Source organism: Sodalis sp. RH21 (assembly GCF_047324175.1).
Lineage (GTDB): Bacteria > Pseudomonadota > Gammaproteobacteria > Enterobacterales > Enterobacteriaceae > Acerihabitans.
In genome coordinates this window covers 5,783,745-5,800,801 of the sequence record NZ_CP178732.1, presented here as the reverse complement: position 1 = coordinate 5,800,801, position 17,057 = coordinate 5,783,745, and the positions used below count along the sequence as shown (strand labels likewise).

14 protein-coding genes are annotated in these 17,057 nt (G+C 52.3%); 8 read left to right on the top strand and 6 right to left on the bottom strand.

What is annotated here, in order from left to right:
* Positions 1-26 precede the first annotated feature (26 nt).
* The 4 genes from glnA (at position 27) to ACL2XP_RS26730 (ending at position 4,301) form a co-directional block, all read left to right on the top strand.
* Positions 27-1,436: a glutamate--ammonia ligase gene (glnA, locus tag ACL2XP_RS26745; protein ID WP_413736445.1), complete on the top strand. Its 1,410-nt coding sequence runs from the start codon at positions 27-29 to the stop codon at positions 1,434-1,436.
* A gap of 139 nt (positions 1,437-1,575) precedes the next feature.
* Positions 1,576-2,625: a nitrogen regulation protein NR(II) gene (glnL, locus tag ACL2XP_RS26740; protein WP_413736444.1), complete on the top strand. Its 1,050-nt coding sequence runs from the start codon at positions 1,576-1,578 to the stop codon at positions 2,623-2,625.
* A gap of 7 nt (positions 2,626-2,632) precedes the next feature.
* Positions 2,633-4,045, top strand: coding sequence for a nitrogen regulation protein NR(I) (gene glnG, locus ACL2XP_RS26735; protein ID WP_413736443.1), 1,413 nt, complete (start codon positions 2,633-2,635; stop codon positions 4,043-4,045).
* Between the two features lie 133 nt (positions 4,046-4,178).
* Complete coding sequence (locus tag ACL2XP_RS26730; RefSeq protein ID WP_413736442.1) at positions 4,179-4,301, top strand: YshB family small membrane protein; 123 nt, start codon at positions 4,179-4,181, stop codon at positions 4,299-4,301.
* 21 nt (positions 4,302-4,322) lie between these two features.
* On the opposite strand, the gene hemN is transcribed toward ACL2XP_RS26730, so the two are convergent.
* Entirely contained in the window at positions 4,323-5,696 is a 1,374-nt protein-coding gene (hemN, locus tag ACL2XP_RS26725; protein ID WP_413736441.1) for an oxygen-independent coproporphyrinogen III oxidase, read from the bottom strand.
* Between the two features lie 186 nt (positions 5,697-5,882).
* A complete protein-coding gene (yihI, locus tag ACL2XP_RS26720; protein WP_413736440.1) occupies positions 5,883-6,425 on the bottom strand; it encodes a Der GTPase-activating protein YihI in 543 nt (180 codons plus the stop codon).
* Between the two features lie 706 nt (positions 6,426-7,131).
* Here yihI and yihA point away from each other — a divergent pair.
* Positions 7,132-7,761: a ribosome biogenesis GTP-binding protein YihA/YsxC gene (yihA, locus tag ACL2XP_RS26715; protein ID WP_413739304.1), complete on the top strand. Its 630-nt coding sequence runs from the start codon at positions 7,132-7,134 to the stop codon at positions 7,759-7,761.
* A 303-nt stretch (positions 7,762-8,064) separates the two neighbouring features.
* Here yihA and polA read toward each other — a convergent pair whose 3' ends face one another.
* From polA to ACL2XP_RS26695, 4 genes are all read right to left on the bottom strand, one after another.
* Complete coding sequence (gene polA, locus ACL2XP_RS26710) at positions 8,065-10,854, bottom strand: DNA polymerase I (RefSeq protein WP_413736439.1); 2,790 nt, start codon at positions 10,852-10,854, stop codon at positions 8,065-8,067.
* A 457-nt stretch (positions 10,855-11,311) separates the two neighbouring features.
* Positions 11,312-11,938, bottom strand: a complete 627-nt coding sequence (gene dsbA / locus ACL2XP_RS26705) for a thiol:disulfide interchange protein DsbA (RefSeq protein ID WP_413736438.1) — start codon at positions 11,936-11,938, stop codon at positions 11,312-11,314.
* Between the two features lie 19 nt (positions 11,939-11,957).
* The gene (locus tag ACL2XP_RS26700) at positions 11,958-12,944 is read right to left on the bottom strand and encodes a serine/threonine protein kinase (protein WP_413736437.1); all 987 of its coding nucleotides are present in this window, start codon (positions 12,942-12,944) and stop codon (positions 11,958-11,960) included.
* 24 nt (positions 12,945-12,968) lie between these two features.
* On the bottom strand, positions 12,969-13,238 hold the full coding sequence (locus tag ACL2XP_RS26695) for a YihD family protein (RefSeq protein WP_413736436.1): 270 nt from the start codon (positions 13,236-13,238) through the stop codon (positions 12,969-12,971).
* A 146-nt stretch (positions 13,239-13,384) separates the two neighbouring features.
* On the opposite strand from ACL2XP_RS26695, the gene mobA reads away from it, so the two are divergent.
* The 3 genes from mobA to ACL2XP_RS26680 all read left to right on the top strand — a co-directional run bounded on the left by mobA (position 13,385) and on the right by ACL2XP_RS26680 (position 16,827).
* Positions 13,385-13,966: a molybdenum cofactor guanylyltransferase MobA gene (gene mobA, locus ACL2XP_RS26690; protein WP_413739303.1), complete on the top strand. Its 582-nt coding sequence runs from the start codon at positions 13,385-13,387 to the stop codon at positions 13,964-13,966.
* Between the two features lie 4 nt (positions 13,967-13,970).
* A complete protein-coding gene (gene mobB / locus ACL2XP_RS26685) occupies positions 13,971-14,504 on the top strand; it encodes a molybdopterin-guanine dinucleotide biosynthesis protein MobB (RefSeq protein ID WP_413736435.1) in 534 nt (177 codons plus the stop codon).
* A gap of 343 nt (positions 14,505-14,847) precedes the next feature.
* Complete coding sequence (locus ACL2XP_RS26680; RefSeq protein WP_413736434.1) at positions 14,848-16,827, top strand: inverse autotransporter beta domain-containing protein; 1,980 nt, start codon at positions 14,848-14,850, stop codon at positions 16,825-16,827.
* The last annotated feature ends 230 nt before the right edge of the window (positions 16,828-17,057 follow it).

Sequence of the window (17,057 nt, the reverse complement as noted above, 5' to 3'; positions counted from 1 at the left end):
ATGGCACATCCGGGAGAATACAAGTTATGTCCGCTGAACACGTTTTGACGATGCTTAACGAGCACGAAGTAAAATTCGTCGACCTGCGTTTCACTGATACGAAAGGTAAAGAACAGCACGTCACTATACCAGCCCATCAGGTAGATGCCGACTTCTTTGAAGATGGAAAAATGTTTGACGGCTCCTCCATTGGCGGCTGGAAAGGCATTAATGAATCCGATATGGTGCTGATGCCTGATGCCAGCACCGCAATGCTTGATCCTTTCTTCGAAGAATCAACGCTGATTATCCGTTGCGACATTCTTGAGCCTGCCACCATGCAGGGCTACGATCGCGATCCGCGTTCCATCGCCAAACGCGCCGAAGAGTTCCTGAAATCTTCCGGTATCGCGGATACCGTGCTGTTTGGGCCAGAACCCGAATTCTTCCTGTTCGATGACATTCGTTTTGGTTCTTCCATTTCCGGTTCCCACGTCGCCATTGACGACATCGAAGCCGCATGGAACACCGATAAAGCCTACGAAGGCGGCAATAAAGGCCACCGTCCCGGCGTGAAAGGCGGTTATTTCCCGGTTCCCCCGGTGGATTCATCGCAGGATCTGCGTTCCGCCATGTGTCTGACCATGGAAGAAATGGGCCTGGTCGTTGAAGCCCATCACCATGAAGTCGCCACCGCCGGCCAGAACGAAATCGCGACCCGCTTTAACAGCCTGACCAAAAAAGCCGACGAAATCCAAATCTACAAATATGTGGTGCATAACGTCGCCCACGCATTTGGTAAAACCGCGACCTTTATGCCGAAACCGATGTTCGGCGATAACGGCTCGGGCATGCACTGCCATATGTCGTTGAACAAAGACGGCAATAACCTGTTCTCCGGCGACAAGTACGGCGGCCTGTCGGAAACGGCGCTGTTCTATATCGGCGGCGTAATCAAACATGCCAAGGCTATCAATGCCCTGACCAACCCGACCACCAATTCCTACAAACGTCTGGTCCCGGGGTATGAAGCGCCGGTTATGCTGGCCTATTCCGCCCGCAACCGTTCCGCCTCCATCCGTATCCCGGTAGTCGCCAGCCCGAAAGCCCGCCGTATCGAAGTGCGCTTCCCGGACCCGGCCGCCAACCCGTACCTGGCGTTTGCCGCCCTGCTGATGGCCGGCCTGGACGGCGTTATCAACAAAATCCATCCTGGCGATGCCATGGACAAAAACCTGTACGACTTGCCTCCAGAGGAAGCCAAGGAAATCCCACAGGTGGCCGGTTCGCTTGAAGAAGCCCTTAAGGCGCTGGAAGCCGATCACGAATTCCTGACCCGCGGCGGCGTATTTACCGAGGATTCCATCGACGCGTATATCACCCTGCGCACCGAAGAAGTCGATCGTATTCGCATGACACCGCATCCGGTAGAGTTCGAGCTGTATTACAGCGTATAACTTGAAAGTGTTTTTTGTTGCCGTGGAAACTTTCAGCCCATCTTCGGATGGGCTTTTTTCTCCACCAAGCCTTGCGCATAGCCAAGCGCATTATTATCTAATGGAATAAATGCACTCAAATAGTGCGGGAGACTGCTTTATGGCTACAGGCTCATTGCCCGATGCTGGGCAGATCCTAAATTCGTTGATAAACAGCATATTGGTGCTGGACAACGATCTTGCCGTTCATTACGCCAATCCGGCGGCGCAGCAACTGCTGGCTCAAAGCTCGCGCAAATTATTTGGTACGCCGCTGCCGGAACTGCTGGGTTATTTCTCGCTTAACATCGAGTTAATGCGCGAGAGCCTTAACGAAGGCCACGGCTTTACCGATAATGAGGTCACGCTGGTAGTGGACGGCCGTGCCCATATTCTTTCTCTCACCGTGCAACGCCTGCCCGACAATTACGTCCTGATGGAGCTGGCGCCCATGGATAACCAGCGGCGTCTCAGCCAGGAACAAATTCAGCACGCCCAGCAGGTCGCGGCGCGGGATCTGGTGCGCGGGCTGGCCCATGAAATCAAAAACCCGCTCGGTGGATTACGCGGCGCGGCGCAGTTACTGGCCAAAGCGCTGCCCGATCCCTCATTGCTGGAATATACCAAAGTCATTATCGAACAGGCCGATCGCCTGCGCAATTTGGTCGACCGCCTGCTGGGACCGCAACAACCCGGCATGCACGTCACGCAAAGCATCCATCAGGTTGCCGAACGGGTTTTCCAATTGGTCTCGCTGGAAAAACCGGAAAACGTCACCCTGCTGCGCGATTACGATCCCAGCCTGCCTGAACTGGCGCACGATCCCGACCAAATGGAACAGGTATTACTGAATATTACCCGTAACTCGCTGCAAGCATTGGGTGCGGACGGCGGCACGATCACTATACGCACCCGTACCGCGTTCCAACTAACGTTGCATGGTGTACGTTATCGTTTGGTAGCGCGAATTGATATTGAAGATGACGGCCCGGGTGTTCCCGCGCAATTGCAGGATACGCTGTTTTACCCCATGGTCAGCGGCCGTGAGGGGGGGACCGGTTTAGGGTTATCCATTGCCCGCAGTCTTATCGACCAAAATTCGGGTAAAATTGAATTCAACAGTTGGCCGGGTCATACCGAATTTTCGGTTTTCCTGCCCATTCGCCAGTGAGGTCACTATGCAACGAGGGATAGTCTGGATCGTCGACGACGATAGCTCCATCCGCTGGGTGCTCGAACGCGCCCTCACTGGAGCCGGGTTAACGTGCGTCGCCTTCGAAGGCGGCGGCCAGGTACTGGATGCGCTGTCTACCCAAACCCCGGACGTGTTGTTATCGGATATCCGCATGCCCGGCATGGACGGCCTGGCATTACTTAAACAGATCAAACAGCGCCACCCGATGCTGCCGGTGATCATCATGACCGCCCATTCCGATTTGGATGCCGCGGTCAGCGCCTATCAGCAAGGGGCATTCGACTATCTGCCCAAGCCGTTTGATATCGATGAAGCCGTGGCCCTGGTTGAACGCGCGGTCAGCCACTACCTGGAGCAGCAGCAGCCGGCGCGCGCGCAGCCCGCCAGCGGCCCGACGACGGATATTATCGGTGAAGCGCCCGCCATGCAGGATGTGTTTCGCATTATCGGTCGTTTGTCACGCTCCTCCATCAGCGTGCTGATTAACGGTGAATCCGGCACCGGTAAAGAACTGGTCGCTCATGCCCTTCACCGCCATAGCCCGCGCGCCAAGGCATCGTTCATCGCCTTGAATATGGCGGCGATCCCCAAGGATTTGATCGAATCGGAACTGTTCGGCCATGAGAAAGGGGCCTTTACCGGCGCCAATCAGGTACGGCAGGGGCGGTTTGAACAAGCGGACGGCGGCACCCTGTTTCTCGACGAAATAGGCGATATGCCCCTTGATGTGCAAACCCGCTTGCTGCGCGTATTGGCGGACGGCCAATTCTACCGGGTCGGCGGTTATGCGCCGGTTAAAGTGGATGTCAGGATTATTGCCGCTACCCATCAGAATCTGGAGCTGCGCGTGCAGGAAGGCAAATTCCGCGAGGATTTGTTCCATCGGCTAAACGTCATCCGGGTCCATTTGCCTCCCCTGCGCGAGCGGCGCGAAGACATCCCCCGCCTGGCGCGCTATTTTCTGCAAGTGGCGGCCAAAGAGCTGGGCGTGGACCCGAAAATCCTGCATCCCGAAACCGAGACCGCCCTGACCCGCCTGCCCTGGCAGGGTAATGTGCGCCAACTGGAAAATACCTGCCGCTGGCTGACGGTAATGGCGGCCGGCCAGGAAGTCCTGATTCAGGATTTACCGCCGGAATTATTTGAAAGTACCGCGCCGGATTCCACTATTCAGTCGCTGCCCGATAGCTGGGCCACGCTGCTGGCCCAGTGGGCGGATCGCGCCCTGCGCTCCGGTCATCAAAACCTGTTGTCCGAAGCCCAGCCTGAAATGGAAAGAACGCTGTTGACCACCGCCCTGCGCCATACCCAGGGACATAAGCAGGAAGCGGCCCGGCTGCTGGGCTGGGGCAGGAATACCCTGACCCGCAAGCTCAAAGAGCTGGGCATGGAATAAGGCGCAAAACCCACGCGCGGCTGGGGATGGTTGTATAATAAAAATGCAAGATAACGCGCAAAAATGGCGTTATTTTGCCCTTTACTTCCTGGGTCCAGACAGTATGATCTTGTCCGTGAACGGGAGGATAACCATGTTGGATTCATTGATTAATTTGGTGACGCAAGGCGCTGACGTTACCGCAGCCGTGGGCCACGCACCGCAAACCGCCCTGGCTGCCATTCTCTGCGCCGCGCTGCTTAATTTTTTCAGCTAATCGTCATCTTGCCACAGGCGTTTAAATAACCCGCGAGAACTGGCGCTGGCGCTCTTTATTACGCAGATAGGCGTCAAAGCACATGCAGATGTTGCGAATCAGCAGGCGGCCTTTTGCCGTGACCGTAATGGCGCGTTCGCTTATCGCCACCAGCCCGTCCCGCTCCAGCGGTCGCAGCAGGGCGATATCCTCGGCAAAATAGTCGGTAAACCGGATCGCGTAGCGGCTCTCCAGCGCGGCAAAGTCGATATGAAACTGGCAAATCAGCGCTTTGATCGCATCCCGGCGCAGGCAATCATCGGCGGACAGCGCCACGCCGCGCCATAGTCCATTGCCCTGGCGGGCAACGCTGGCCTCATAGGGTTTCATCTCTTTTCGGTTCTGGATATAGCTATCCCCGATCATACTAATCGCCGAGATGCCCATCCCCAATAAATCGCAGTCGCCCTGGGTGGTATACCCCTGGAAATTGCGGTGCAGCTTGCCTGCGCGCTGGGCGATGGCCAGGTCATCATCCGGCCGGGCGAAATGATCCATGCCGATAAACTGATAACCGGCGCCGCACAGGGTGGCGATGGTGTGCTGTAGAATTTCCATCTTCTGGGATGCGTCGGGCAAATCGGCGGTTTTAATTTTGCGCTGGGCGGCGAACAGCGCCGGCATATGCGCGTAGTTAAATACGCTCAGGCGCTGGGGAGCAAGTTCGATCACCCGGTTCAGGGTGTGTTGAAAGCGCGCCAGCGATTGCCGCGGCAAACCGTAAATCAAATCGATATTGGTGGATAAAAAACCCACTTGCTTGGCCCGATCTATCAGGGCGAAGATCAGCTGTTCATCCTGCTCCCGATTCACCAGCCGCTGCACCTCGGGATTAAAATCCTGCACGCCCATGCTGATGCGGTTAAATCCTTCGGCATAAAGATGATCCATCATAGCCAACTCGATTTCACGCGGGTCGATCTCAATGGACATCTCGGCCTGGGACGCAAACGTGAACCGTTCGCGCAGCAGGCGCACCAGGCGCGATATTTGCGCCTGGGAAAGAAATGTGGGCGTACCGCCGCCCCAATGCATCTGGGTGACCAGCCGATGTTCAAATAACGGCGCCCGGCTGCGAATCTCCTGCTCCAGGACATCGAGGTAGCGTTCGGCTTTTTCGGGCTGGCGGGTAACGATTTTATTACAGCCGCAGAAATAACACAGCTTGTGGCAAAACGGCAGATGCAAATACAGCGACAGCGGCCGCTGCGGATAACGCGCCACGGCCTGGACGAACGCCGCCTCGTCATACCGCTCGCTAAACTCCAGAGCGGTAGGATAGGAGGTATAGCGCGGCCCCGATTGATTATATTTTTGAATAAGGGCCGAATCCCATTCTATCGCTGGCACTGACATGGCTGGTTACTCCTTTGGATATTTACGCCGCCCACGCCTTCTGACGGGCAAAACCGCTCTGCGCCCCGAGGTGCGGGCCTTACGTAACCGGTCTTTGCGCCGGGAGAGCCGCCATAGTTTACTCAATAACCACACTAAATAACATGTCAGCGGTGCGGCGATAAATAACAGCAACGGATTCAAGAGTTAAAAGTTGTCTTTTTGGTGACCGCGTTTTAACAACTGCAGCATATCTTCTTTTTTCTCCTCTTCTTCCTCGTCGCCTTCCTCATCCAGCTCAATGCCCAGCAGGGTCATCAGCTCATCGATACGATCCAGTTTCCGATCGACATAGGCCTGCTCGGCGGGGGCCAGTTCTTCGTCCCGTTCCAGTCGCTGCAATAAATCGTCCAGGCGGTCGTCGTTTTCCAGCTGATCCAGCTCCATTTGCGGGGAGATCGTCGTGGCGGGGATGATGTAGTCCGGTTCTGCCGGCTTTTTAACGGTGGCGGCGCTGGCAATCAGCGGTACCGGTTTTTTGCTGCCTATCCGGCGATCGGTGCTGGCGCCGGCAGCGGTGCGGCCCGCGTCTTTATTGCCTTCCTGAGCGCGCGAGCCGGAAGCCAGGCCGCGGCGTTTCTTCTGGCGCTGGCGCTCGCGGCCTTCGATATTCAACTCTTCGCGGCTTTTACGTTTATTTTTTTTGGCGGTCGTCGGTTTACCGCGCCCGCTTTTTGCTGATGGATTCATGATGTCTGCTCTTGAGTAACGTTAAATAAGTATAGAATTGCGGCGGAATCTATCAGAAACCCTACCAATAAAAAAGGTGGCAGTTAATCTGCCACCATAAAGTGAAGGTGCTTCGCGAGAAAAACAGTCCACCGGCGATGAACCTGATGGTTCACATCCTGTGTATCGGGTCGTCGCCGTGATGATGTTTTATTCTACTCTATACGAAGCAGATTGGTTAGGATGTATTCCTTTACCCGCTCATCCTGAGCAGAATCCGTCCCTGGGAAGATCAATGAAAAGGCTTAGTGCAGGGATAAAGCGGAGCACTATTCCATGCCTTGAACTTTTCGCTCTGAAAAGTGCCAATTCCAGGCGCTCCTTGCCTTGCCAGCTAATGTAGCTCAGTAAGATTATCGTACAAGGCTGTCTCATGTACCAAGGACGCTATTTTGGCAGAGATAATTAATTAAAGTTATGATTTATAATAAATTAATTTTTATTAAAACGAGATCGCTTCCTTGGAAACAAGCAAATCTCTCACAATAGCAAAATGGTAAAAACTTACGTTAAATCCCTATCTTATTAAAAATGCAGCATAACTTCAGATAGCGCGTCCTGGCCCGGCAAAGATAAAAACCGCTTTTTGCCTTATTGCACGTATAATTGACGGCAATAAGCCATCCTGCAGGAGAGGAAGCACTTGACCACCTCATATAATTATCACATGACGCATTTTGTCATGAGCGCCCCGGATATTCGCCATTTGCCCATCGACACCGGCATCGAAGTAGCCTTTGCCGGGCGTTCCAATGCCGGTAAATCCAGCGCGTTAAATACTCTGACCAACCAAAAAGGGTTGGCAAGAACCAGTAAAACCCCGGGACGTACGCAGCTCATCAATTTGTTTGAAGTCGAAACGGATGTGCGTCTGGTGGATTTGCCGGGTTATGGTTATGCCGAAGTGCCGGAAGAGATGAAGCGCAAATGGCAGCGCGCGCTGGGGGAATATCTGCAAAAACGCCACAGCCTGAAAGGCCTGGTGGTACTGATGGATATCCGTCATCCGATGAAAGATCTGGATCAGCAAATGGTGCAATGGGCCGTGGGCGTGGATATCCCGGTATTGGTACTGCTGACCAAGTCCGATAAGCTGGCTTCCGGCGCCTGCAAAGCCCAAGTCAACCAGGTAAGGGAAATCGCGGCGGCTTTTATGGGCGATATCCAGGTTGAAGCGTTCTCGTCATTGAAAAAGACCGGCGTCGACAAACTTCGCCTGAAACTGGATAGCTGGTTCAGCGAAATCCCTCCGGCGACCGATGAAGACACCTTTGAGGACGCGCCTGAAGAAGGTTGATTCCCTCCCCGCTCTCATACTACAGGCCGCAGCGCCTGACTAGCGCCCAATAAAAAACGCCCCAGCCAATAATGACTGGGGCGGCTAATATTTAGCCAAATCCGATTACGTGAAGTAAAAGGTCTGAAAGATAGAACATCTTACCTCTGTACCCTACGTCTTTAACTTTACATCAATTTATCGCGGTGCAAAAGGATTTTTTGTAGTTTAATTTCATTCTTGCCTGATTTATTTGGCAATTATGCGGGCTTAAATCACCTTTTTATGTAGCTTAATTACAATAAAAGCTTATTCTTTCGCCACTTAGTGAGCTTCATCCCAATTTTCACCCATACCGACATCCACCCGCAGGGGCACATCAAGGGTAAAACAGCCTTCCATCAGCGCCTTGATTTGGCTGGTGGCCGCGCTAACCGCATCGCGCCGCACCTCGAATACCAGCTCATCATGCACCTGCATTATCATACGCACCGCGGGACGCTCTTGCTGCAGCCAGGCGTCGATGGCAATCATCGCGCGCTTGATGATATCGGCAGCGGTACCTTGCATAGGCGCATTGATCGCCGCGCGCTCAGCCGCTTTTTTGCGCGTGCCGTTGCGGGAATGGATATCCGGCAGATACAGCCGGCGGCCATCCAGGGTAGAGACATATCCCTGATCCGTCGCCTGCTTGCGGGTGCGTTCCATATATTCCAGCACGCCGGGATAACGTTCGAAATAGCGGTTCATATATCTCTGCGCTTCCGCGCGGCCGACCGACAGCTGACGCGCCAAACCAAACGCGCTCATACCATAAATCAAACCAAAGTTGATAGCTTTGGCGCTGCGGCGCTGCTCATTGGACACCTTATCCAGGGCCAGGCCGAAGACTTCGGCGGCGGTGGCCCGATGTATATCCTTCCCTTCGGCAAAGGCGCTGAGCAGGCCCTGGTCCCGTGAAAGATGCGCCATAATGCGCAGTTCGATTTGCGAGTAATCCGCCGCCACGATCACCGCATCTTTTGGCGCGATAAATGCCTGCCTGATCCTGCGCCCTTCATCATTGCGCACCGGGATGTTCTGCAGATTGGGATCGCTGGAAGAAAGGCGTCCGGTCGCGGTAATCGCCTGGTGATAACTGGTATGCACCCGTTTCGATAGCGGGTTAATCATCAGGGGTAATTTATCGGTGTAGGTGGACTTCAGCTTGGCCAAGCCCCGGTATTCCAGGATAAGCTTCGGCAGCGGGTAGTCCAGGGCCAGCTCGGCCAGCACCTCTTCGTTGGTGGAAGGGGCGCCGCCCGGGGTCTTTTTCAGGATCGGCAGCTTTTGCTTATCGTATAAAATCGCTTGCAGCTGTTTAGTGGAGGAAAGATTAAAAGGTTCTTCCGCTAATTCATGCGCCTCGATTTCCAATTCGCCCAGCCGCTTGGTCAATTCCACCGAGTGCGCCGCCAGGATCTTCTCGTCAATCAGCACCCCGGTACGCTCGATGCGCGACAGCACCGGCACCAGCGGCATTTCAATTTCTTCAAAGATTTTTTTCAGACCGCTTTCCTGGTCGATGCGCGGCCATAGTTTTTCATGCAAACGCAGCGTCACGTCGGCGTCTTCCGCCGCGTAAGGCCCCGCCTGCTCAAGGGCGATTTGATTAAAGGTCAGCTGATTTTTGCCTTTCCCGGCAATTTCCTCGAAGCCGACCGTGGTATGTTTCAGGTAGCGATCGGCCAGGCTGTCCATATCATGCCGGCCCGATACGCTGTTAAGCACGTAGGATTCCAGCATGGTGTCGAACGCGATACCGGCCAGCTCGATATCGTAACGCGCCAACACGCCGCGATCGAATTTCAGGTTCTGGCCGATTTTACGAATGGCGGGGTCCTCAAGCAGCGGTTTAAGCAGGGCCAGGACTTCATCGCGGTTCAATTGATCGGGCGCGTCGAGATAATCATGCCCCACCGGTAAATAGGCGGCTTCCCCGGGCGTAATGGCAAAAGAGAGCCCGACCAAATTGGTGGTAAGGGTATCCAGGCTATCGGTTTCCGTATCGAAGGCGAACAGGCCTGCCTGTTTAATCCGCGCTATCCAGTCTTGCAGGTCTTCCAGCGTGTAAATGACCAGGTAGCCGTCCTGGGACAACTGCTCACCCTGCTCTTCGTCCGCGGGCGGGCGCATGGCGGTAAACGGGGACGGCGGGTTGACCTTCGGGGTCTTGCGGCCCTGCAACCATTTGCCCTCTTCCAAATCCGCCTGCCAGCGTTTGAATTCGTATTTTTTAAACAGCTGCTGTAGTTCCACCGCATCGGGATCGGTGACGGTTAATTGATCAAACGGCAAATCCAGCGGTACATCGGTCTTAATGGTTGCCAGCTGATAGGACAAATAGGCCAGCTCTTTATTTTGTTCCAGCTTCGGCGCCATGGTTTTCGCACCGCGAAATGACAGGCCGCCCACGCTCGCCAGGTCGCCATAGATATTATCCAGGCTACCCAATCCCTGCAGCAGCGCCTGGGCGGTCTTCTCGCCAACGCCGGGCACGCCGGGAATATTATCCGAACTGTCGCCCATCAGCGCCAGGTAATCGATTATCAGCTCGGGGGGAACGCCAAATTTCTCGCGGACTTCTTCCGGCCCGAGGATCGTGTTGGACATGGTGTTGATGAGGGTAATCGTCGGCGAGACCAACTGCGCCATATCTTTATCGCCGGTACTGATCAGCACTTCGCGCCCGGCCCGCGCAGCCTCCAGCGCCAGCGTGCCGATAACATCGTCCGCTTCGACGCCCGAGATCGCCAGCAGGGGCAGCCCCATGGCTTTCACCATACTGTGCAGCGGCTCGATTTGGCTGCGTAAATCATCCGGCATCGGCGGGCGATGGGATTTGTAATGCTCAAACAGCTCGTCGCGGAAGGTTTTGCCCTTGGCGTCAAAAACCACGGCCACGTGGCTGGGCTTATACTGCGTCAGCAGACTTCTGAGCATATTCAGCACGCCGTACATGGCGCCGGTCGGTTCGCCGGCACTGTTGGTCAACGGCGGAAACGCATGATAAGCGCGGTAAAGATAGGAGGAACCATCAACCAGAATTAACGGATTGTCTGCAATGTGGGCCATAGCGTATTTCGTTCTTTTTTGTCAGCAATCATGAGGGATAGCATGCCATAGCTGGCCGCTAGAGACGAACATTAGCGTAGCATAAGGACGATAAAAAAACTGAAGTGATAAGTAGATCCAGGAGATCGAGCTGTGGATAAGTTTGTGAATAAAAAATTTTTTTAATTTTTAAATATCTTTAATGATTTTAAGGTTTAGATAAAAATCAATTAAAATCATATGCTTAACAATTTACTCCAGCTATTTGCATATATATCAATAGCATTCCTTGTTTGTGGATATAACCAGCATCGATTTTACTGAAGCGAAGCCGTGATTTTTTCCGGCAAAAAAAGGATATAACAACATGGTTATTTTCGACAGAGGGAATGCTAGAAATAACTTACTGCGGTTGGCATCCGTCGCCCACAAAAAACGCCGGCATTAACCGGCGTTCAGGTGCGATACATCAATATATTTAATTCTGTGTCAGCAAGTATTTAACCACGTCGACGAATTGTTTGACGTAGACATCCTTGGAAGACATATCCAGGCCGTCATTTTTAACCATATATTTGCCATTTACAAACATGGCCGGAACACCGCGTAATTGTAAATCGGAAGCGGCTTTTTCCTGCTGGACCACCAGGGACTTAACCACAAAGCTATTCCAGGCGCCGTCATACTCTTGCGCGCTTACGCCAGCTTTAATAAACACATCGCGAATATCGGCCGGCGTTTGGATGGTTTGGGTTTTCTGGATACCGTCAAATAACAATGGGCTGACTTTGTCTTCAACGCCTAACGCCATGGCCACGGCCCAGGCTTGGGTGACTTGCTTACCCATATCGCCGCCGAGGAAGTCGACGTGATATTTGGTAATCTTGGTTCCTGCCGGCAGAGCCTGCTTCACACTGCTGGAGATATGGTAGTTTTGCTCAAATTCGTAACAATGAGGGCAATAAAAAGAGAAAAATTCCAATACCTGCGGCTCATTGGTCGCAGGCTTGTCGAGTTGTATATATTGCTGACCTTCGGAAAATTGTGCCGCCGAAACGCTAAATGCGAGTGCCAGGCCCATAAGCGCAAACCAAATTTTTTTCATTAATCCTTTCTCCAAATGTTTAATACGTAGGCATAAGCTGTAATGGTGGTTCATGCAATAGCCTTACCTGCTCCGTAAAGATCAACGTTTGCTGTGACCAGAACTCCCCTTCAACCATCCATGGGAAGCTATAAGGAAACGCAGGATCTCCCCAGCGCCGGCTAATCCAGGCAAGGTAATAAATCATGCGCATTGCCCGCAGCGGTTCGATTAAAGCCAATTCGCGTGGATTGAAATCCATGAACTCGCTGTAGGCATCAAGCACCAGCGATAGCTGGTATTGCTGTTCGATACGATCGCCGTTGAGCAGCATCCACAGATCCTGGACCGCGGGTCCATTGCGGGCGTCGTCGAGATCAACAAACATCGGACCGTCGCGCCACAGAATATTGCCGGCATGCAGATCGCCGTGTAAACGCAGCGGCCGCCATTGCGTGTTCCAACATAACTTAACTTCGTCTATCAGCGTGTCAACGGATTGTAAAAATGCGGCTTTTTGTTTACCGGTAATCAGGGTGCTGCGCTCAAGTTCACGCCGGGGCTCATACAGATACTCTTCAAGATCGATAGTCGGCCTGGCGGTAAAACATTTATCGCCATTGCTGCGATGGATGCGGCCGATAAACCGTCCGACCCATTCAAGCTGTTCGTCATTGTCTTGTTCGAACTGCCGGCCGCCGACGCTGGGAAAAACGGCGAAATGAAAGCCTTCGTGTTCCAAAAGCGTGGAACCATTAATCCGCATCGGAGGAACCACCGGAATTTCCGCGTCGGCAAGTCCCAGCGACAACTCGTGCTCTTCCAGAATTTGATCAACCGACCAGCGTTCAGGTCGATAAAATTTGACCACGTAGCGTTTTTTATCTTCGTCCAGAAATTGATACACGCGGTTTTCGTAGCTATTCAGGGCGGTCAGCCCGGAATCCACGTTTAAACCCACGTTTTGCAAGGCATCCATAATGAGCTCTGGCATCAACGTCTTGAAATTAAATGCGGTTATATTCATAAAACGCTCGTTTATTACCTGCGCCTACTCTTTGATGATGCCGCGCGCGCGCAGGATCGCGGTTTTAAAGTCCTCTTCATAGTCTTTTTGCAGCCCCGGGATCGCTTCGGTTTTGTCGGCGCCGCGCATCTTTAAATGATAAATTAAAGTATCGTCGGACAGAGCGGCCAGGTCGCCGTGATAACCGGCTTCTTCTGCTAATTTTTGCAAAAATTGCAGCAAGTTAAGGTCGGACTCTTTCTGCCATGCCGGGTGAAGAAGCTCAATCAGCTCATTAACGCGATGATATTTCATTACTCAGTCCTTCTGTATGGTATCAGTGATAATGTATCAAGATTCAACGGACAGGATAAACATCATTGTTCAGTCGCATCTGAAACATTGTATCTTAATATGTGAATCTGCCTATCAACGATTAGAGCTAACGGGAGATAACCATTCTGACAGCTGAAATAACCGGCGTGATCCTGGCGGGCGGACGTTCGACTCGCATGGGAGGAGAGGACAAGGGGTTGATAATGCTTAACCGGCAGCCCTTGTACCGTCATGTTTTAGACCGCCTTGCGCCGCAGGTCGGCTGCGTCATGATTAACGCCAACCGCAATCTTGCATGCTACCGGCAAAGCGGCCAGCCGGTGATTACCGATACCCTCGCCGATTACCCGGGGCCCTTGGCCGGCATGCTGGCGGGTTTACAGGCGGCACGCACCGAATGGGTGGTTTTCGCGCCCTGTGATGTGCCGGTTTTCCCTGCGGACTTGGTTTCATGTCTCTGGCAGGGCAAGCAAGAGGCCGCCGCGGCTTTCGCCTGCGGGGGCGGACGCGATCATCCCGCCTTCGCGCTGCTTGGCCGCGCGTTAATTCCGGCCCTGGAAATTTTTTTAGCGCAGGGAGAGCGCAAGGTGATGCTGTTTTTTGCCCGCGTCGGCGCGGTCAGGGTTATGTTCCCGGCGGGTCAGGGGGCATTTTTAAATCTCAATACGCCGCAGGATTTACAGAACTGGCCGGTTAATCAGGAGTAATATCATGTCGCATACGCACGTCCCCTTATTGGCGATTACCGCTTACAGCGGTACCGGCAAAACCACCCTGCTAAAACAGCTTATTCCGCTACTTGATATAGCCGGCGTGCGTGTAGGCATCATTAAACATACCCATCATAAAGTCGATGTGGATACCCCCGGTAAAGACAGCTACGAGTTGCGTAAAGCCGGCGCGCGGCAAACGATGGTGGCAAGCGAAGCGCGCTGGGCATTAATGACTGAAACGCCGGATCTGGTGATGCCTTCCCTAACCTGGCTGGCGGAGCAAATGGACCCTGCGCAAATCGATCTTATTTTGGTTGAAGGTTTCAAGCATGAACGGGTGCCTAAAATCGCGCTATTCAGATCGGATACCGGTAAAGATTGGCGTACGTTAATCGATGAGCATGTGATCGCCGTGGCCAGCAACCAACGGCTGGATATTACCCTGCCTTTGCTGGATATCAATCAGCCCGCCGGCATTGTGCAATTTATCGGTGATTGGCTGCGTCGCCAGCAAGCAATGGGCACCCCTTAATTGCCCCGGCAAGGGTTGAGTGCGTCGTTCATGTCATGAATGAAATTAATAGGCTGTTATAATTTAATATAAGCTAATACATTAAATATAAAACATTATTTCTCCTGATATGTTATGCAATGTTTATATTGATTAATTTATTATCAACGGGTCGAGATCTCGCCTTCATAAAATAATTGAAGGTGATAATAGATTAAAAGTAATAATTTTGTGCAGGTAAATGTATTTTTTAATACAACTTTTTATAGTTCCCTTCTTATTTAATACACTCCTGTATAAATTTAAAATCATCAGGCGGTATTTTAAAAACTGCTCTAATCGTCCCTTTACGGCTTAAATTTATATGATATCTGTAAGATACTGTGTTGTTCTGGCAAGTATAACCATTTTATCGGTTGGATGCTTTTCAACCGATAAAAAAAAGGACCTTAAAAAAAATAAGGTAAACCACGCCACCGCCAGGGATGAGAATGTCCCGGACCAAACCGGATCGCCTGGCGCTAAAACCTCCGATAAAGCGGCCGAGGCCATAAATGCCTCAGCGGGGAAAAATCTTGGTATGGGTGTTACTCCGGTCAATGTGTTTGCGACATCCAATATTAACTTTCCCTTAGGAGGAAAGGGGTTTTACGGCACGTCTTTTGATATTTTACTGCCCTTAAAAAATGAAGATAGCAATCTTATCTTCGGCCAGTTAGGCATGAGAAAGCAAGATCAGAGGAATATTATGAATTTGGGCCTGGGCCAGCGCCATTTTCTTGATAATTGGATGTTTGGTTATAACGCATTTTTTGATGCGCAGATAGCGGGAAATAATCATCAGCGGGGGGGAATAGGGCTAGAGCTAGGGGGAAATAATGTTAAATTCTCCGCAAATGGCTATCACCGACTGTCTGGCTGGAAATCATCATCATTATTAAAAGGCCAAGATGAACGGGTTGCCAATGGCTTTGATATTATGGCCGAGGGCTATTTACCGAGCTATCCCTTATTGGGGGCGAAGGTGAAATATGAGCGTTATTTTGGCGGCGATGTCGCAACTTTACGGCGTAATGTACGGCATGCCAATCCATCGGCGTTGACGTTGGGAGTGAATTATACCCCTATACCGCTAGTTACCCTGGGCGTGGATCATGCCCAATGGAGCTTTGGCAAAAGCGAGGCTAAAGTGAACTTCGGTGTTAATTATCAGTTTAATGTGCCGCTTGCCAGGCAGTTAAATCCGCAATTCGCGCCGGCGGCCAGGACCCTGGAAGGAAGAAGATTTGATAAGGTTGAGCGTAATAACAATATCGTTTTTGACTACCGGGCAAAAGAAGCTATTCATTTTCGGCTTTCGCCGGCGCTTACCGGTTATGAGGGTGAAAGGAAATATATCAATTTTGCTTTCACGGCCAAAACGGGATTGGGACGTATTGAGTGGGATGATAGTTCCCTGTTGCCGCGGGGTGGAAAAATTATTGCGTTATCCGATCGCGCTTATCAGGTTCAGTTACCCAAATATGATCGTTCAGGTTCTAACCGGTTTGTTGTTTCAGCTGTGGCTTATGATAAGCAAGGAAGCGCGTCAAACCGCAGCGAGATGACTATTACGATCGATAGTTATCAGGTTATGTCATCCATTGAGGCTGGGGATGCGGCTGATAAAATGTCGGATCTGGAGGTATTACTGAAGGAACTGCTCCAGCGTAAGAATTTGCAGCAACTGGATGCTGAGCCTAAACGTGATGACGAATTTGGGCAGGATGATAAGGTTGCGCAGGACGAGCAAGTGCAGCCGGATGAGATGTCTACGCTGAGTGAAGAAGTTCAGCAGGGTGGTACTTCGGAGCAGGGCGAGCAGCAGCCAGTGAATGAATTGGACGATCGCACACCCGACACGGGCCATTCGCCAATGCCCTCGGCGGTTGATGTGCCTCTCCCTCCGCCCCCGCCGCCTTCCGGTAGCTTGAGATCTTATAATGATGGATCTGTCAGTCGGCCAGGTAGCTCCGGGGTTTCATCCCAGCAGATTAATAAGCCCGCGGGCACACAATCTTTTTGTACTCCCGAAGAGCTTCAGAATACGTTAAAAAGGCTTAAGCCGGTGAAGCCTCAAAAGGTAGAGGATCAGAAGCCTTTAACTGGAACTACGCAGGCTGATGTATTGAAAAGGGCTTATGATAAAATGCTAAGGAATACAAACGTTGAATCCTCATCATCGGGCTATAGGTCAGACAATTCAAAGTTGAGCGATGATAAAAGCGATAAAAAGTCCGATGAAGAAACGATGAGAGAAAGGCGAAAACTCGTTAATGATGATAGTGATGAATCCGATTGGTGATAGAAGTAGGGGGTAGCCGGCCGGGTGCCGGTTTGCCCGATTCGGGTTTGGCCGGCTGCGCGGCTGGAACGAGGCCCGGTGCGCGGCGGGTCTGGCGCACCGGGGGGGCATGCGGACGGCCGGCAAAATGGCCGCCTCAACCCCCACGGCACGCTCCTCCGCCGTTTGACTGGGGTTGACCGCCGGGTAATAACCTACGGTCATGTGAATTACCCTGTCTGGGTCGCGGG